The sequence below is a fragment of the Rhodoferax sp. GW822-FHT02D07 genome (assembly GCF_058802405.1).
In genome coordinates this window covers 230,992-248,094 of record NZ_JBXAOD010000007.1, presented here as the reverse complement: position 1 = coordinate 248,094, position 17,103 = coordinate 230,992, and the positions used below count along the sequence as shown (strand labels likewise).

The following is a 17,103-nucleotide window of genomic DNA, read 5'->3' as shown; positions in this document are numbered from 1 at the left end:
CTCGAATACTTGTTGTTGTCTCGGCGCGCTGCCTTTTACTGGCGGCCGTAGTCGTCCTGCAGGCGCACGATGTCGTCTTCGCCCAGGTAGGCGCCAAACTGCACTTCCACGATTTCCACCGGTTCGGTGGTCAGGTTGGCCAGGCGGTGCACCTGCCCGACGGCGATGTCGCAGTGCTGGCCCTGGGTCAGGTCGAACACCTTGTCGTCCAGCGTGATGCGGGCCGTGCCCTGGGTCACCACCCAGTGCTCAGCGCGCTGGTGGTGCTTCTGCAGGCTGAGCTGCTGGCCCGGCAACACGCCGATGCGCTTGATCTTGTTGCCCGCCACCTCGGAAATGGATTCGTACCAGCCCCAGGGGCGCAGCGTGCGTTCAATGGTCTCGGTACGGAAGGTTGTGGTGGCAGTGTTTTGCATGATTAAACATTCCTTAAAAGGCTTGCGGCCGATACTCTAACGCGCAAGCGGGGGTGGTCGTTACCGCCACGTTACCGGACTTTGGGTCGTGCGGAGCTAGCCAGAACGGACTACAGGCGGTGCGTGCGGTCCCCTCGGACAAAGCCCAGCAGCGGGGTGTCAACGCCCCGCCCCAAGGCAATCACCTTGAAGAATTCGCCCATTTCGTGCTCCATGATGAGCTTCTGCGCTGCCACGCGCTGCGGCAGTTCAGCGGCCTGCATAGCATCCACCAGACCGCAGTTGATCAGAAAATGCGCCTGACTGGTGTAGCCCAGCACGTCCAGCCCCGCATCCTGCGCGGCCACGGCGATGCCGGTGAAATTCACGTGGGCCGTGATGTCCTTGAGACCCACGTCCAGCAGCGGTTCACTGTCGGAACGGTGGGCGCGGTGGCACATGACGGTGCCCATGTGGCGCTGCACATGGTAGTACTCACTCTCAGGGAAACCATAGTCCAGCAAGAGCACGACGCCTCGCTCCAGCCGGTCGGCCAGAGTGCGCACAAAAGCTTCGCCCTGGGCGTGGATTTCGGTCAGGTAGTCGTGCCCGCCATCAATGTCCACGGGCGGTCGCAGCGCCGTGGGGCGGTCGCTCCAGGCCAGATGGCCGTCCTGCACCACCACGCCGCGCTCATGCCAGACCCCGCCGGTACGCGCCAGCAATTGCACCGGCATGGCGTCCAGCACCTCGTTGCCCACCACCACACCCTGCATGCGGGCCGGCAACTCCGTCGCCCATTGCACCGTGTCGCCCCAGGGCGCCAGGGTTTCGCGCTGGCGCGCCTTCAATGATTCCGACAGATCCACGATGGTGTAGCGCCGTACCTTACTGCCCAGCGCCTCCAGCAGCTGGGCGGCCAGAGCGCCCGTGCCAGCGCCAAATTCCCAGATTTCATCCGTCCCCGTGGCCTCCAGCACCTGCGCCACCTGGCGGGCCAGGGCCTGACCAAACAGGGGGCTCATCTCCGGCGCGGTCACAAAATCACTGCCTGCGCCCTGCCCGTCCCCGGGCATCTGGCCGATCTTGCCCAGGCCATTGGCGTAGTAGCCCAGGCCCGGCGTATAGAGGGCCTGGCCCATAAACACGTCAAAACCCTGCCATCCGCCGGCTTTTTCGATGGCATCCGCGATAATCGGGGTCAGGCTGGCCGGAATGCTTTCGGCAGTGGACATGAACAACGGTCTCGTGTTTGGCTAAAGCCCCGGATTATCTGGCTCCTCACCCCCACCCACCCGCACAAGGACTAATTGGTGCTTCAACGCGTACTCATCACCGGCGGCGCCCATCGCCTGGGCGCGCTGCTCTGCACCCAGTTTGCGCAAGCGGGCTGGGAAGTCTGGTGCCACTACCAGCGCAGCGCAGACGCCGCTGAGGCCCTGTGCGCCAGCCTGCGTGCGCAAGGCCACACAGCCCGCGCGGTCCACTCCCGCCTGGACGATGACGAAAGCCGCCGCGCCATGGTGCAGACCATCGCCGAACAGTCCGGCCCGCTGCACTGCCTCGTCAACAACGCCTCCAGCTTCGAACCCGACGCGGGTGCCTCCGTGGATGTCGCCGGTGCGCGCCAGCAGCTGGAAGTCAACCTGCTCGCGCCCCTGTCACTCTCCAGCCTGATGGCGCAAACGCCGCTGGACGCCCCCGCAGGCAGCCGCAGCATCATCCATGTGCTGGACCAGAAGGTGTTCAACCTGAACCCGGACTACTTTTCCTACACGGTCACCAAGCTGGCGCTAGAGCGCGCCGTGGCCCTGCAGGCGCAGGCGCTGGCACCGGCCATCCGCGTCTGCGGCGTGGCGCCCGGCCTGATGTTCCTCAGCGGCCCGCAGACGCAGGCCAACTTCGACCAAGCCGCCCGCGTCAACCTGCAACGCACGCCGCTGGACCCTGCGCGGGTGGCCGCGACCTGCCTGTTCCTGGCGCAGAACCCCGCCATCAACGGCGTGACCATCGCCGTGGACAACGGCCAGCATCTGGTGCCACTGGAGCGCGATGTGATGTTCATGGTGAAGGGCAACGCCCAATGAATAACTGGATGGACACCCTGGCCCTGGAATGCCGCCGCCTGTTTCTGCGCGACCATGTGGTGCAGGTGCATATCGGTGCGCACGATTTCGAGAAGGGCGTGACCCAGCGCCTGGTCTTCAATGTGGAGCTGTTCGTACCTTACGCGCACAGCACGCCCAAGGCCGACAGACTGGACGAGGTGGTGGACTACGACTTTGTGCGCACCGTGATTGCCCAGCGCGTGGCACACGGCCATGTGGAGCTGCAGGAGACGCTGTGCGACGACCTGGCCACCCAGCTGCTGGTCCACCCGCAGGTGCGCGCGGTGCGCCTCTCGACCCAGAAACCCGACGTTTACCCCGATTGTGCAGGGGTGGGCGTGGAAGTATTTCGCATGAAAGGCGCCAATGCCTGATAAGACCATGAAGACCGGAACCGGCCTGCAAACCCTGACCCTGACCGGTCTGCGCTTCGACGCCAACCTGGGCATTCTGGAATCGGAGAAGACCGCGCCCCAGCCCATCCAGGTGGACGCCGAGCTGAGCCTGGGCACCCAGCCCCTGCTGCCGCATGACGATGACATCAACCATGTGCTGGACTACCGCAAGGTGCGCCAGATCATCATCACCGAGTGCACGGCTGAGCATGTAAACCTGCTGGAAACGCTGATCGGCAAGCTGGCACACCGGCTTATGCAGCTGCCCGGCGTGCTGGGCGTGCGCGTGAAGATCGCGAAGCTGGAAATTTTTGAAGACTGCGAAGTGGCTATCCGCATGGAAGCCGGGCAGTGGTAAGTGCGCATGGCGCAATGGAGAACGATATGAGTGCAGTGTGGGTAGAAGACGAGACCGTGGAAACCGCTGAGGCGGTGGACCGGCAGAAGGAACTGAAGATCGAGCGCGAGACGCACAAGCTCGAAAAGCGCCTGTGCCGCCAGATGGGCCAGGCCATCATCGACTACAACATGATCGAGGAAGGCGACCGAGTCATGGTCTGCATGTCCGGCGGCAAGGACAGCTACGGCATGCTCGACATCCTGCTCAAGATGCAGCAGCGCGCGCCTATCAACTTCGAGATCGTGGCGGTCAACCTGGACCAGAAGCAGCCCGGCTTCCCCGACCACATCCTGCCCGAGTACCTCAAGAACCTGGGCGTGGAGTACCACATCGAGACGCAGGACACCTACTCCATCGTCAAGCGCAACATCCCCGAAGGCAAGACCATGTGCAGCCTGTGCAGCCGGCTGCGCCGCGGCATCCTGTACAGCGTGGCGCGCCGCCTCAAGTGCAACAAGCTCGCCCTGGGCCACCACCGCGACGACATGCTACAGACCTTCTTCCTCAACATGTTCTTCGGCGGCAAGCTCAAGGGCATGCCACCCAAGCTCACCAGCGACAACGGCGAGTTCGTCGTGATCCGCCCGCTGGCCTATGTGGCCGAGAAGGACCTGATCCGCTGGGCTGCGCACCGCGAATTCCCCATCATTCCCTGCACGCTGTGCGGTAGCCAGGAAAACCTGCAGCGCAAGCAGATCGGCAACATGCTGCGCGACTGGGAAAAGCAATACCCCGGCCGCGCCGAGACCATGTTCACTGCGCTGCAAAACGTCGTACCTTCCCATCTCATGGACCACAAGCAGCACGATTTCAAGAACGTGCGCGCCACAGGGGTGGCCGACGAGAACGGCGACAAGGCCTTTGACGAGGAAGAACTTCCCGCACCGGCCCTGCCCAGCCTGAGCGGCCTGCCCGGTGTGCAGGTGGTCACCCTTTAAGGAGCTGCACATGGCACTGCGCACCCTCTTCCTGCTTCTGGTTGCCGTGGTGGCGCTGACGGGCTGCGCTCTGCCACGCATGATCGACAGCGATGTACAGAGCTTTGTGGGCAACGCCCCGGCCGTCACCGGAGCAAGTTTCCGCTTCGAACGCCTGCCTTCGCAGGCCCATGCCGACGGACAGGACCTGATCGAGTCGCTGGCACAGGAGGCCCTGGAACGCATCGGCCTGCAACGCAACGACAGCAAGGCCCGTTACCTGGTGCAAGTGAACCTGACGGTGGACGGCATGCGCAACCCGCACTACCGCCCGCCCCGCCCCAAGCTGGTGGTGGGCAGCAACGGGCTGGTCTACGAAGAATGGCCCCTGGGCCTCAGCGTGGAAACGCCCTGGTACCGCCACCGGGTGCAGGTGCTGCTGCGTGACAGTAGCAGCGGCCAACTGGCCTACGAGACCTCGGCCGTGTTCGAAGGCCCATGGCGCGATACACAAAACCTGCTGCCGCCCATGCTGGAAGCAGCGCTCAAGGACTACCCGCAACCCGGCCAGCGCAAGGTGGTCGTGGAACTGCCCGCCTCCGGAGACCGCTGAATGGGCGTCACCCGCATCATTGCCGTGCGCCACGGCGAAACCGCCTGGAACGTGGACACCCGCATCCAGGGCCAACTCGACATTGGCCTGAACGACCGCGGCCTCTGGCAGGCGCAGCGCGTGGGCCTGGCGCTGGCGGACGAAGCCATCGACCATATCTACAGCAGCGACCTGTCGCGCGCCCACACCACAGCCCAGGCCATCGCCCAGCACACCGGGAACCCGCAGGCACGTACCGTGCGCCTGCACCCCGGCCTGCGCGAGCGCGGGTTTGGCACCTTCGAAGGCCAGACCTGGGCCGACATTGCCGAGAAATGGCCCGAGGAATCGCGCCGCTGGAAAACGCGTGACCCGCACTTCGCCCCACCCGGCGGCGAAACCCCAACGCAGCTGATGGAACGCGTGAGCCACACTGTGAACGAGATTGCCGCGCAGCACGAGGACGAGCACATCGTGCTCGTCGCGCATGGCGGCGTCATGGACATGCTCTACCGCCTGGCCACGCGCCAGGAGTTGCACGCTCCGCGCACCTGGGAGCTGGGCAATGCGGCCATCAACCGCCTGCTCTGGACGCCCGACGCCCTCACCCTGGTGGGCTGGGCCGACACTCGCCACCTCGACGAAACCGCGCTGGACGAGTCCAGCACCTGAACCCGGAGACCCCATGGGCCACTACCTCTTGCACGCCGGATCCGTTCCCTGGCAAGACCAACTGCTTTACGCGGGCCTGATCATTGCGGCCATTGCCGCACTGTTTGGCCTGTTCTGGTGGCGCAAGCGCGCTGCCCGCCCGCAGCAGGGCGACTTTGCCGCCCTGGCCAGCCAGGCCCGGGTACAGGACGCGCTGAACCAGCAAAACGCCAGCCCGCTGGAAGACGCGGCCGAAGCCTGGCAGCAGACGCAGCAGGCCATGGCCACGGTCAAGACGGGCATACACCGGGCCCTGGCCCTGGTCTTTATGCTGCTCTCGGGCCTGGGCTTGCTCATCTGCTTCACTGCTGTGCTGGGCGGGGTCTTCAAATTCCCGGATATTGCCTGGGGCTCGCTGCTGTTCTGGCTGGCGCTGGGTGTGGCCTGCGCCTGGTTCATGCGCGCGCAGTGGCGCGACTTGCGCGCCAAATAGTCAGCCCGCCCTAGGCCGGCCTAGGGTTGTCCCGCTCGGCACCAAGCGCTTGCTCGGCAAAAATAGCCGTATGAGCAAAGTCATTGTTTTCGCCACCCCCGTTTTCCTGCTGCTGATCGCACTGGAATTTGCCTGGAGCCGCCGCACCAACGCCCGCGTGCAGGGCAGCGCCGCCTACCGTCTCAACGACGCCATCAACAGCATCAGCCTCGGCATCCTGAGCCAGCTCAGCGGCGTGCTGAGCAAGGCGCTAAGCGTGGGCATCTACACCGCCGTCTTTGGCGCCGTGGCGCTCTACCCCGATCTGGAGTTCTGGAAGAGCTGGTACGGCGTGCTGCTGGCCCTGGTTTTCTACGACTTCTGCTACTACTGGCTGCACCGCGCCGGCCATGTGGTGGCGCTGTTCTGGGCGGCGCACGTGGTACACCACCAGAGCCAACACTACAACCTCTCCACCGCGCTGCGCCAGACCAGCAGTGGCAACCTGCTGGGCTGGATCTTCTACATCCCCATGGCCGTGGCCGGCGTGCCGCCGCTGATCTTCGGCATCGTCGCCCTCATCGACCTGCTCTACCAGTTCTGGGTGCATACCGAACAGGTGGGCAAGCTGGGCTGGTTCGACCGCGTGTTCTGCTCGCCCAGCAACCACCGCGTTCACCACGCCGTCAACGACCCGTACATCGACAAGAACTACGGCGGCATCCTGGTGCTATGGGACCGCATGTTCGGCAGTTTCGAGGAAGAAAAAGAAAAGTGCATCTACGGCACACGCGGCCCGCTCAACAGCTGGGACCCGCTCTGGGCCAACGCCGACACCTACTGGGGCCTGGCCAAGGACAGCTGGGCCACGAAACGCTGGAGCGACAAGCTGCGCGTCTGGTTCAAGCCCCCGGGCTGGCAGCCGCCTGACCTGGCCGCCAGCCACCCCAAGCCACCCTTCCGCCTGGAGCAGGTGCAGACCTTCAACCCCACGCTGAGTACGGGCCAGCAGTGGTTTGCCGGTCTGCAGTTTGTGCTCTTGCTGGGCGGTGTGGCCGGCTACCTGTGGGTGGCGGATTCGCTCTCCTTTGCTCATGCAGCCGTAGGCTGCGTGGCGCTGTCGGCCTGCGTCTGGGCGCTGGGCCGCTACCTGCAGGGCGGCCTGCAAGCGCTGGAGGTGCTGGCCGTGGAAGCGGCGGCCCTGGCCACGCTGGGCGCCATGGAGCTGCTGCCCTACTACCTGATCACCAAGCCTCTGGTCATGGTGATTGCTATGATTTTCGTAGCTTATCGCACATATTCCATGGGGGCTAGTGGCACATTTGGCACCCAATCCCGGGCGCTGCTGCTGGCGGCGCTACTGTTCTCACTGGTGGGCGATGTATTCCTCATGCTGCCGGTTGACTACTTCATCCCCGGCCTGGCCTCCTTCCTGGTGGCCCACCTGTTCTACATCGCTCTGTTCCGCCAGGGGCAGTCCTGGTTCCCAAGCCGCGGTGCCTTGCTCGGCGTGCTGGCCTTTGGTGCAGCCGTCTATGCCGTGCTCTGGAGCCATCTGGGCAACCCTGTGCTGCAGGGCGCGGTGGCGGCCTATGTGGGCGTGATCTCGCTGATGGCGGCGCAGGCCCTGGGCCGCGCCGTGGCCAGTGGCGAAGCGGCTGCGCGCTGGGTGGGCGCAGCCGCCTGCATCTTCATGCTCAGCGACGCGCTGATCGCGGTGAACAAGTTTCTGACGCCCGTGCCACTGGCTTCGTTCTGGATCCTGCTGACCTACTACGCGGCGCAGCTGCTCATCGTCCACCACGTGCGCGGCCGTAAGGCAGCCTGAGCACGACGGGCCTCACTGCGTTTGCTCGGCCTTGCGCCGAGCCTCGCCCTCGGCCTGCAGTAGCTGACTGGCCACCTGCACCGGCACGCCCATGTTGGCGCCGCCAAAGCCGGCCAGCATGGAGCGGTTCACCGCCAGCACCTCCCCGCGCAGATTGATGACCGGCCCACCGCTTCCGCCGAAGGTGGTCTGCGCGTCGTGCACCACCACCGCATCGCTCACCTGCGCCACGATGCCGCGACTCACCAGCGGCTGGATCAGGCGGGCCTGCGCCAGCGCGTCAGCCGCCTTCTGGTCGTTCATGTCATCCTGCTCGCGCAAGCCACTCACAAAGCGCCGGTCTGCCCGCGCCAGCAGGGCGCTCAGCCCCGTGGGATAGCCCAGCACCAGCACCGCATCGCCCGGCGCCGCTCCCAGCGTGGCCATGGGCAGGGGCCTTACTTGCAGGGCCGCGCCGCTGCCGCGCAGCAGGGCTAGGTCGTGCGAGGTACTCACGCCCACCACCGTAGCGGCAAAGGGTTCTGTCGTGTCCGGCAAAAAGCCGCGCAGCTCCAGCGCCATGGGCCGCACGCCAAACTCCGCCATCGCCCGCGCCGCCTCGCCCTGCTCCCAGGGCAGGGCCACGTGTCGGTTGGTGATGAGGGTGCCAGCCGCGTCCACTACAAACGCGGTGCCGGTGGAGCGGAACATGTAGATGGGCCCCTTCCCGGCCAGGGTGAGGCGTTGCTCCCCGTCGGCACCCCGCTGGGGTTTGCCCCGGACCATGGCCAAGCGCAAGGGGCGCCCAGTGGCCGGGTCAATGAGCACGTAGCGCGCCTGGATCAGCGCCACTGACTGGGCCACGCGCGACACCAGGGGTGCCACCGAACCACTCTCCACCGCCGCCACACGGGCCTCGGCCCCCATCAGGCCATGGCCCAGCGTCTCCACATCGTCGCGCGTGGGCGCCTGGGCGCGCAGGTCCTGCAGGCGCAAATCCAGCACCTGCACATCGGCCTGGGCCTGGGCCAGGCGATCCGCAAGGTGGGCGGTGTAAAAGCTTTGCGCCCCCAGCGCCGCCAGCAGGAGCAGCACTCCCGCCGTCAGCCACAGGCCACGGCGCAAGTGCCGTCGCGCACCCGGCGCCGCACGCGCAGCCTCCAGCGTGTGGGCCCAGCGCTGTCGCTGTGCAACAGCCGGCGGGGCGGACCAGGGTTCGCGGGGTTGGGTGATCGGAACACCCGAGGAAGGCAGCAGTACGTCCATGGTGGGCCTCCATGGTGGATGGTGCTTGGACCATCCTGCGCCTTTCGGGTTCCCCGGTCAAGCGCCCTGTGTGCGCGCTGTCAGTCGCCCAGCAGGTCCACGGCCGGGCCGGCAGGCGCGGTCACGCCCAGGTGGCGGTAGGCCGCCAGGGTGGCGATGCGTCCGCGCGGCGTGCGCTGCAGGTAGCCCTGCTGGATCAGGTAGGGCTCGATCACGTCTTCGATGGTCTCGCGCTCCTCGCCAATGCTGGCGGCGATGTTGTCCAGCCCCACGGGGCCGCCATCGAAGCGGTGGATCACGGCTTCGAGCAGCTTGCGGTCCATCAGGTCAAAGCCCTGCGGGTCCACGTCCAGCATGGCCAGCGCGCGGTTGGCCATCTCCAGGGTGATCTTGCCCTCGCCTTTCACCTCGGCGTAGTCGCGCACGCGGCGCAGCAGACGGTTGGCTATGCGCGGTGTGCCGCGCGAACGGCGCGCGATCTCAAATCCGCCGTCCTCGTCCATGGGCACACCCAGCAGGCCGGCACTGCGCTTGACGATGCGCGCCAGTTCCTCTGAGGTGTAGAACTCCAGCCGCGCCACGATGCCAAAGCGGTCGCGCAGCGGGTTGGTCAGCATTCCGGCGCGCGTGGTGGCTCCCACCAGCGTGAAGGGTTGCAGATCGAGCTTGATGGAGCGTGCGGCCGGGCCTTCGCCGATCATGATGTCGATCTTGTAGTCCTCCAGCGCGGGGTAGAGGATTTCCTCCACCACGGCCGAGAGGCGGTGAATTTCATCAATGAAGAGAACGTCGTTCTTTTCCAGACCGGTCAATAGCGCCGCCAGGTCTTTGGGCTTTTCCAGCACTGGGCCGCTGGTCTGGCGCAGATTCACGCCCAGCTCATGGGCAATGATGTGCGAGAGCGTCGTCTTGCCCAGGCCGGGCGGGCCGAACAGCAGCACATGATCCAGCGCCTCGTCGCGCTTGCGCGCCGCGCCGATGAAGATTTCCAACTGCTCGCGCACCTTGGCCTGGCCCACGTACTCGTCGAGCAGCTTGGGGCGCAGGGCGCGCTCCAGCGCTTCCTCGCTGCTGGAGGCTGGCACGGCGGACACCATGCGGCTGGCGCCGGGCGGCGGAGGGGGAACAACAAAATCGTCGGTCTGAATGCTCACGACATGGGCCTATGGCTGCGAAAAAATACAAAATCCGAGGGAGGCGCCCACTATAGCCTGCCCGCTCCTGAGCCGGCTCAAGAAGCGCCCACAAACTGCCGATAGGCAAGGTAGCCCCACCTGTCTGGCCCGACCAGCGCGGTGTTCCTGTGTCTGCACGATTGAAAGGCCGCGCCCGCCATGCCCCAACGCTTACCGCTGTACCTGCTGCTGGCATGGGCCCTGGGCCAGCCCGGAGCCTGGGCCAACGACGCGGCGCCAGTCGCCGTCGCCAAACCTAAGACCCCCCCCACCGCAGCCGACGTGCAGGCTAGCAGCGCGGCCAATGCCAAGGAAGTGGGCGACAAGCTGCGTGAAGCCCTGGGCGTGCCCAAGCGCAAAGAACTCACCATCACCGTGGACGGCAAGGCCATGGGCGCCGGCCCCGCGCCCGCTGCGGCCAGCCGCACAGCGCGCAAAGCCAAAGTCGTTGAAAAGGCCAGCGAGGGCCACGGCTCCGACGTGCACTGGGACTACGAGGGTGAGGCGGGCCCGCAGGCGTGGGGCAAGCTGCGCCCTGAATTCAATATCTGTGCCATCGGCAAGCGCCAGTCCCCCATCAACATCGAGGACGGCAGCACCCTGCAGGGACCGGCAGAGCCCGTGCTGTTTAACTACAGCCCCAGCAACGGCACCGTGGTCAACAATGGCCACACCATCCAGGTCGACGTGCAAGGCGACAACAGCATCACCGTGCGCGGCAGTCGCTACCGCCTGCTGCAGTTCCACTTCCACAGCCCGTCCGAGGAGCAGGTGAACGCCAAGCGCACCGCCATGGTGGCGCATCTGGTGCACAAGAATGACGCCGGCCAGTTGGCCGTGGTGGCCGTGCTGCTGGAGCCCGGCGCCGCCAATGCACTGGTGGACAAGGTCTGGACCTATATGCCGCTGGAAGTGAACGACCGCGTGCGCATGCCCAGCGAGCTACTCAACCTCAACGAGCTGCTGCCCAACGACCAGCGCTACTTCCAGTTCATGGGCTCGCTGACCACACCGCCGTGTACCGAGGGTGTGCTCTGGACCGTGCTCAAACAACCCATGACCATCAGCCGCGCGCAGTACCGGCTCTTCACCCAGCTCTATCCCAACAACGCCCGCCCGGTGCAGGCGCTCAACGGTCGTCCCGTGCGCGACGCACAGTAGCGCGCTATCAACTCAATAGCTGCTTGCGCACGATTGACGGGGGGGGCTAGCTCCTTATTTCGCCAAAGCCTTGAGGGCGAGCTTGATGCCCTCGCTGACGCCCACGTCCTTGGGCAGGGCCTTGAGGGCCGCGGCGGCTTCCTTGTCGCTATAACCCAGGGCCAGCAAGGCCTGCAGGATGTCGGCCTGCGCGTCGCTGGCCGCGCCCAGCGGCGCACCGATGTCGGCGCCCAGCTTGCCCTTGAGCTCCAGCAGCAGGCGCTCGGCGGTCTTCTTGCCGATGCCCGGCACCTTGACCAGGCGCCCGGCTTCCTGCAGCGTCACGGCCTGCGCCAGATCGCCCACGTCCATGCCCGAGAGCACGGAGAGTGCGGTGCGCGGGCCCACGCCGGAAATCTTGATGAGTTCGCGAAACGCCTCGCGCTCCTTGGCGGAACCAAAGCCATAGAGGATTTGCGCGTCCTCGCGCACCACGAAGTGGGTCAGCAGACTGACCTTCTGGCCCTCGGCGGGTAGGTTGTAAAAGGTGCTCATAGGCACCTGCACCTCGTAGCCCACACCGCCGCAGTCCACGATGACCTGGGGGGGATTCTTGTCGCTGAGGATGCCTGTGAGTTTGCCGATCATGGTGCGCTGCCTGGGGTTGTCGCGGAAGGGTGTGGCCGGACGGCCGAACATTGGGGACAATGCAGGGGTGCGCCCTTGCTGGCGTGCCCTTTTTAGCCCTGCCGGATTATCAGCTTGATTCTCAAACACATCTTCACCCCGCTGAACAACACGCGCCTCTCGCACCTGTGTGGCCCGACCGACGAACACCTGCGCACCATCGAGCGCGAACTGGAGGTGCGCATCGCCCACCGCCACGAGCAGTTCAAGGTCGAGGGCCCCAAGGCCCAGGCCCAGCGCGCCATGGAGATGCTGCAGGCGCTCTACGAAATCGCGGGCCGCCCCATCGCGGCCTCCACCGTGCAGCTCATGCTCAGTGGCGATGGCGGCATGGATGGTGAGGATGGCCCCACGCTGTCCACGCGCCGCGCCGACCTCAAGCCGCGCAGCCAGAACCAGGCGCTGTACCTGGACAACATTGCCGAGTTCGACATCACCTTTGGCATCGGCCCAGCTGGCACCGGCAAGACCTACCTGGCCGTGGCCGCCGCCGTGGACGCCCTGCAACGCAGCGCCGTGCAACGCATCGTGCTGACCCGCCCGGCCGTGGAAGCCGGCGAGCGCCTGGGCTTCTTGCCTGGCGACCTGAACCAGAAGGTGGACCCGTACCTGCGCCCGCTGTACGACGCGCTCTACGACCTGATGGGCTACGACCAAGTGCACAAGGCGTTTGAGCGCCAGCAGCTGGAGATTGCGCCGCTGGCCTTCATGCGCGGACGCACGCTGAACAACGCGTTCGTGATCCTGGACGAGGCGCAGAACACCACGCCCGAACAGATGAAGATGTTCCTGACGCGCGTGGGCTTTGGCACCAAGACCGTCATCACCGGTGACCTGACCCAGATCGATCTGCCCAAAGCGCAGATGAGCGGTCTGGTGGAGGCTGAGCGCGTGCTGCGCCGCGTGCCCGGCATCGCCATCACACGCCTGACCAGCAGCGACATCGTGCGCCACCCGCTGGTCGCGCGCATCGTGGACGCCTACGAGGCGGCGCGCCTGGACGATCTGCCGCCCATTGCCATCCCGGAGGCCGAAACAGAACTGCCCCGCGTGGGCCTGCCCAAAACCCGCGCCCCCAAAACCTCTTCCACCAAGGCCCGTTGATGCTGCCCGAACTCTCTCTCTCGCTCCAATTCGGCAAACTCAAGGACGCCGACAAGCACCGCGCCGCACTCAAACGCCACAAGGTGATCCGCTGGATCCGCAACACGCTGGAGGTGGATGGCGAGATCACCGTGCGCATCGTCGATGCCGAAGAAGGCCAGACCCTGAACCGTGAATTCCGCCACAAGGATTACGCCACCAACGTGCTGACCTTTGACTACACGCAGGAGCCGGTGGTGACGGCCGATCTGGTGTTGTGTGCGCCTGTGATCACCAAGGAAGCCAAGGAACAGAAGAAGACGCTGGAAGCGCACTACGCGCACATGATCGTCCATGGCACCTTGCATGCGCAGGGCTGGGACCATGAGCTGGATGAGGACGCTGAGGTCATGGAGTTGCGGGAGACGGAGATCATGGCGCGGTTGGGGTTTAAGAACCCTTATTGATTTTGCGTTTGCGCTTCGGAGCAGCCGGTGCGGGCGTTTTGCTCCGTGTCCCCCGGCCTTCGGCCTCCTCCTTTACCTACGCAAAACACCCGCACCGGCTACTCCTGCGAGTGCTTGGAACATCAAAAATACTAAGGGTTGGCTGTCGGCATCCCAATGCGTCCAGCGAGGGGCTGGGTTCTGGGTTTTGCGTAGGTAAAGGAGGAGCCCGCAAGGCGGGCGGGGGACACGAAGCAAAACGCGGAACCCAGTCCCTCGCGGGTGAGCGCCAACAAAGACACAAGAATTTTAAGCCCCTAGCCCTTGCAAATACTACGCAAGCAGCTACCAAATCGATAGCAACTACAAAATAGGTGCAACCCGCATCGGAATGGTCACGGGCCCATCGTTGACCAGCTCCACCAACATGTCCGCCGCAAAAATGCCAGTCTGCACAATGGGATGCGCAACGCGGGCCTGGGCTACAAAGTAGTCATACAGCCGCCGCCCGTCAGCCGGGGCCGCCGCATTGGTAAAGCTGGGCCGGTTGCCGCCCGTGGTGTCTGCAGCCAAGGTGAACTGACTCACCAACAACAAGCCCCCCACCGTGCCCGCACCATCGAGGTCCGGCACAGCGAGGTTCATCTTGCCAGCGCTGTCGCTGAAGATGCGCAGCTTGAGCAGCTTGACCAAGAGCTTGTCGGCCTGCGCTTCGGTATCGCCCTGCTCCGCACACACCAGCACCAGCAGGCCGCGGTCGATCTTGCCGACCACCGCGTCCTCCACCGTCACTTGGGCGCGACGCACCCGCTGCACCAGCGCCAGCATGCGCTCAGGCCAGCGTCACGCGGGCGAACTTGCGCTTGCCCACTTGCAGCACATAGGTGCCGGCGCCCAGCTTCAGGCCCTTGTCGCTCACCACATTGCTATCAATGCGCACGCCGCCGCCGTCGATCAGGCGGTTGCCCTCGCCGCTGGATGCGGCCAGGCCTGCGGATTTGAGCAAGGCACCGATGCCCAGTGCCACACCGCCCTCGCCCAAGGGCAGGCTGATCTCGTCGATCTGGTCTGGCACACCGCCCTTGCTGCGATTGATGAAGTCCTGCTCGGCCGCGTCGGCCGCAGCAGCGCTGTGAAAGCGCGCCGTGATTTCCTTGGCCAAGGCCACTTTCGCGTCCTTGGGGTTGCGGCCGGCTTCGACTTCGGCCTTCAACGCGGCGATTTCGGACTCCGGCTTGAAGCTCAGCAGCGTGTACCACTTCCACATTAGCACATCGGAGATGGACAGCACCTTGGCGAACATGGTGTTGGGCTCTTCGGTGACGCCGATGTAGTTGTTCTTGCTCTTGGACATCTTCTCCACGCCGTCCAAGCCTTCCAGCAGCGGCATGGTCAAGATGCATTGCGGTTCCTGGCCGTACTCGGCCTGCAAGGTGCGGCCCATCAGCAGGTTGAACTTCTGGTCGGTACCACCCAGCTCCAAGTCGCTTTGCAGTGCCACGGAGTCGTAGCCCTGCATCAGCGGGTAGAGGAATTCGTGCACGGCGATCGGCGTGCCGGCCTTGAAGCGGTCGTGGAAATCGTTGCGCTCCATCATGCGGGCCACGGTGTAGCGGCTGGCCAGTTGGATCATGCCGCGCGCCCCTAGAGGATCGCTCCACTCGCTGTTGTAGCGCAGCTCGGTCTTGGCGGGGTCCAAGATCTTGTCGGCCTGGGCCCGGTAGGTTTCGGCGTTGAGCTTGATCTGCTCGGCCGTCAGCGGCGGGCGGGTGCTGTTGCGGCCGCTGGGGTCGCCAATCATGCTGGTGAAGTCGCCGATCAGGAAGATCACCGTGTGGCCCAGATCTTGCAGCTGGCGCATCTTGTTCAGCACCACGGTATGACCGATGTGAATGTCCGGCGCGGTGGGGTCCAGCCCCAGCTTGATGCGCAGCGGTTTGCCGGTGGCTTCCGACTTGGCGAGTTTTTTGACCCACTCGTCTTGCGGCAGCAGTTCTTCCACGCCGCGCAGGGTCACGGCCAGGGCTTCGCGGACACGGTCGCTTACAACAATTTGGGGGCTTGAGGCTTGATTCATAAGGGTTTTTTCTCGTTGCCGGGGGATGAGCGGCCGCTATACTGCGGGCTCTCTCCTGCAACGTGTTCGTTGCCAGCGGCTGGATTTTAGTCGTGCCGCTTCTTCCATCGGAGTCCCAGATTTTGAAACACGGATTGATCTCCGCCGTAGAGACCTGTGTGGCCTACGCGCGTGACCTTGCAGAACGCCACCCCCAACGCATCACCGCCGCCGTCGCTGCCCTCTTGCTGGGCGGCACTGGCGCGACATTTGCCGTCGCCAACCTGGCCCCGGATGCCGCCGAACTGCCGGTGCGCACCGTGGTTGAAACCATTGCGCTGCAGCCTGCCACCGCCGCGGACAGTCTGGCCGCCCTGCCCCTCACCCCGCTGTACCGCTCCGAGCTGACCCGCTCCACCGACACGGCAGACAGCCTGCTCAAGCGCTTGGGCGTGTTTGACGCCGCAGCGGCCACCTTCCTGCGCAGCAATGCCCAGGTGCAGCAAGTGCTGCTGGGGCGCGCCGGCCGCAATGTGACGGCAGAAGTCGACAGCAACCAGGCCCTGCTCAGCCTCACGGCCCGCTGGAGCCCGCTGGATGACGGTACCTTCAAGCGCCTGCGCGTCAGCCGCGACGGCAAGGGCTTCTCCGCCCAGCTCGAAACCCTGCCGCTGGTCGCTGCCACCCGCTTGGGTGCAGGCACCATCCAGACCTCATTGTTCGCCGCCACCGACGACGCACGCCTGCCCGACGCCATTGCCGTACAACTGGCCGAAATCTTCTCGGGCGATATCGACTTCCACCGCGCCCTGCGCAAGGGCGACTACTTCTCCGTCGTCTATGAGACGCTGGAAGGCGATGGCGAGCCCCTGCGCTCCGGCCGCGTGCTGAGCGCCGAGTTCGTCAATGCTGGCAAGGTGCACCAGGCCATGTGGTTCCGCGAGCCCGCAGTGGCAGGCGCTGCACCGCGCGGCGGCTACTACACGCTGGAAGGCGAAAGCCTGCGCCGGGCCTTCCTGGCCTCGCCCATGGAGTTCTCTCGCGTGAGCAGCGGCTTCAAGATGCGCTTCCACCCCATCCTGCAAACCTGGCGCGCGCATCTGGGCGTGGACTACGCGGCCACCACCGGAACCCCCGTGCGCACCGTGGGTGATGGCGTAGTGGACTTCGCCGGCGTGCAAAACGGCTTCGGCAATGTGGTCATGGTCAAGCACCGCAACAACCAGACCACGGTATACGCCCACCTGAGCCGCATCAACGTCAAAAAAGGCCAGAGCGTGAGCCAGGGCCAGAACATCGGCGCCGTAGGCTCCACCGGCTGGGCGACAGGCCCGCACCTGCATTTCGAGTTCCGTGTCAATGGTGTGCACCACGATCCGCTGACCATCGCCCGCCAGAGCGAAGCGGTCCCGGTCACCGCATCTGCCAAGCCCCTGTTTGACAAGGCCGCAGCCGATGTGCGCGCCCAGCTCAGCGCTGCCAGCCAGATCGGTCTGGCCAGCGCAGAGTAACG

At 65.2% G+C, this 17,103-nt stretch carries 19 protein-coding genes; 12 read left to right on the top strand and 7 right to left on the bottom strand.

Going from position 1 to position 17,103, the window contains the following annotated elements:
* Positions 1-35: 35 nt before the first annotated feature.
* Positions 36-416, bottom strand: coding sequence for a phosphomannose isomerase type II C-terminal cupin domain (locus AC1RNN_RS16520; protein ID WP_493090060.1), 381 nt, complete (start codon positions 414-416; stop codon positions 36-38).
* Between the two features lie 110 nt (positions 417-526).
* Positions 527-1,630 carry a class I SAM-dependent methyltransferase gene (locus AC1RNN_RS16515; RefSeq protein WP_493090061.1) on the bottom strand — a complete coding sequence of 368 codons (1,104 nt, stop codon included), beginning with the start codon at positions 1,628-1,630 and terminating at the stop codon, positions 527-529.
* Between the two features lie 78 nt (positions 1,631-1,708).
* Here AC1RNN_RS16515 and AC1RNN_RS16510 point away from each other — a divergent pair, with 78 nt between their 5' ends.
* From AC1RNN_RS16510 to AC1RNN_RS16475, 8 genes are all read left to right on the top strand, one after another.
* On the top strand, positions 1,709-2,482 hold the full coding sequence (locus AC1RNN_RS16510; RefSeq protein ID WP_493090062.1) for an SDR family oxidoreductase: 774 nt from the start codon (positions 1,709-1,711) through the stop codon (positions 2,480-2,482).
* Between the two features lie 8 nt (positions 2,483-2,490).
* A complete protein-coding gene (locus tag AC1RNN_RS16505; protein WP_493090063.1) occupies positions 2,491-2,877 on the top strand; it encodes a dihydroneopterin aldolase in 387 nt (128 codons plus the stop codon).
* A 7-nt stretch (positions 2,878-2,884) separates the two neighbouring features.
* Positions 2,885-3,256: a dihydroneopterin aldolase gene (locus AC1RNN_RS16500; RefSeq protein WP_493090064.1), complete on the top strand. Its 372-nt coding sequence runs from the start codon at positions 2,885-2,887 to the stop codon at positions 3,254-3,256.
* A gap of 26 nt (positions 3,257-3,282) precedes the next feature.
* A complete protein-coding gene (gene ttcA, locus AC1RNN_RS16495; RefSeq protein ID WP_493090065.1) occupies positions 3,283-4,236 on the top strand; it encodes a tRNA 2-thiocytidine(32) synthetase TtcA in 954 nt (317 codons plus the stop codon).
* Positions 4,237-4,246: 10 nt separating this feature from the next.
* Positions 4,247-4,828: a DUF4136 domain-containing protein gene (locus AC1RNN_RS16490; RefSeq protein ID WP_493090066.1), complete on the top strand. Its 582-nt coding sequence runs from the start codon at positions 4,247-4,249 to the stop codon at positions 4,826-4,828.
* A complete protein-coding gene (locus AC1RNN_RS16485) occupies positions 4,829-5,479 on the top strand; it encodes a histidine phosphatase family protein (RefSeq protein WP_493090067.1) in 651 nt (216 codons plus the stop codon).
* A gap of 13 nt (positions 5,480-5,492) precedes the next feature.
* On the top strand, positions 5,493-5,951 hold the full coding sequence (locus tag AC1RNN_RS16480) for a hypothetical protein (RefSeq protein WP_493090068.1): 459 nt from the start codon (positions 5,493-5,495) through the stop codon (positions 5,949-5,951).
* Positions 5,952-6,021: 70 nt separating this feature from the next.
* Entirely contained in the window at positions 6,022-7,758 is a 1,737-nt protein-coding gene (locus AC1RNN_RS16475) for a lysoplasmalogenase family protein (RefSeq protein WP_493090069.1), read from the top strand.
* A gap of 12 nt (positions 7,759-7,770) precedes the next feature.
* Here AC1RNN_RS16475 and AC1RNN_RS16470 read toward each other — a convergent pair whose 3' ends face one another.
* Complete coding sequence (locus AC1RNN_RS16470) at positions 7,771-9,003, bottom strand: S1 family peptidase (protein WP_493090070.1); 1,233 nt, start codon at positions 9,001-9,003, stop codon at positions 7,771-7,773.
* Between the two features lie 80 nt (positions 9,004-9,083).
* Positions 9,084-10,157 carry a Holliday junction branch migration DNA helicase RuvB gene (ruvB, locus tag AC1RNN_RS16465; protein WP_294768993.1) on the bottom strand — a complete coding sequence of 358 codons (1,074 nt, stop codon included), beginning with the start codon at positions 10,155-10,157 and terminating at the stop codon, positions 9,084-9,086.
* Between the two features lie 180 nt (positions 10,158-10,337).
* Between ruvB and AC1RNN_RS16460 the strand changes: the two genes are divergently transcribed.
* Entirely contained in the window at positions 10,338-11,339 is a 1,002-nt protein-coding gene (locus tag AC1RNN_RS16460) for a carbonic anhydrase (protein ID WP_493090071.1), read from the top strand.
* A 54-nt stretch (positions 11,340-11,393) separates the two neighbouring features.
* Here AC1RNN_RS16460 and ruvA read toward each other — a convergent pair whose 3' ends face one another.
* On the bottom strand, positions 11,394-11,966 hold the full coding sequence (ruvA, locus tag AC1RNN_RS16455; protein WP_493090072.1) for a Holliday junction branch migration protein RuvA: 573 nt from the start codon (positions 11,964-11,966) through the stop codon (positions 11,394-11,396).
* A gap of 114 nt (positions 11,967-12,080) precedes the next feature.
* Here ruvA and AC1RNN_RS16450 point away from each other — a divergent pair, with 114 nt between their 5' ends.
* Both AC1RNN_RS16450 and ybeY read left to right on the top strand, forming a co-directional pair.
* A complete protein-coding gene (locus AC1RNN_RS16450) occupies positions 12,081-13,109 on the top strand; it encodes a PhoH family protein (RefSeq protein ID WP_493090073.1) in 1,029 nt (342 codons plus the stop codon).
* Positions 13,106-13,555 (top strand): rRNA maturation RNase YbeY, encoded by a 450-nt coding sequence (gene ybeY / locus AC1RNN_RS16445; RefSeq protein WP_493090074.1) that lies wholly within the window; start codon positions 13,106-13,108, stop codon positions 13,553-13,555. The genes AC1RNN_RS16450 and ybeY overlap by 4 nt, the downstream gene beginning before the upstream one ends.
* A gap of 342 nt (positions 13,556-13,897) precedes the next feature.
* Here ybeY and dtd read toward each other — a convergent pair whose 3' ends face one another.
* Together dtd and tyrS are read right to left on the bottom strand one after the other, a co-directional pair.
* Complete coding sequence (dtd, locus tag AC1RNN_RS16440) at positions 13,898-14,362, bottom strand: D-aminoacyl-tRNA deacylase (RefSeq protein ID WP_493090075.1); 465 nt, start codon at positions 14,360-14,362, stop codon at positions 13,898-13,900.
* Positions 14,363-14,366: 4 nt separating this feature from the next.
* The gene (gene tyrS, locus AC1RNN_RS16435) at positions 14,367-15,611 is read right to left on the bottom strand and encodes a tyrosine--tRNA ligase (RefSeq protein ID WP_493090076.1); all 1,245 of its coding nucleotides are present in this window, start codon (positions 15,609-15,611) and stop codon (positions 14,367-14,369) included.
* A gap of 122 nt (positions 15,612-15,733) precedes the next feature.
* Here tyrS and AC1RNN_RS16430 point away from each other — a divergent pair, with 122 nt between their 5' ends.
* A complete protein-coding gene (locus AC1RNN_RS16430) occupies positions 15,734-17,101 on the top strand; it encodes a peptidoglycan DD-metalloendopeptidase family protein (RefSeq protein WP_493090077.1) in 1,368 nt (455 codons plus the stop codon).
* Positions 17,102-17,103 lie beyond the last annotated feature (2 nt).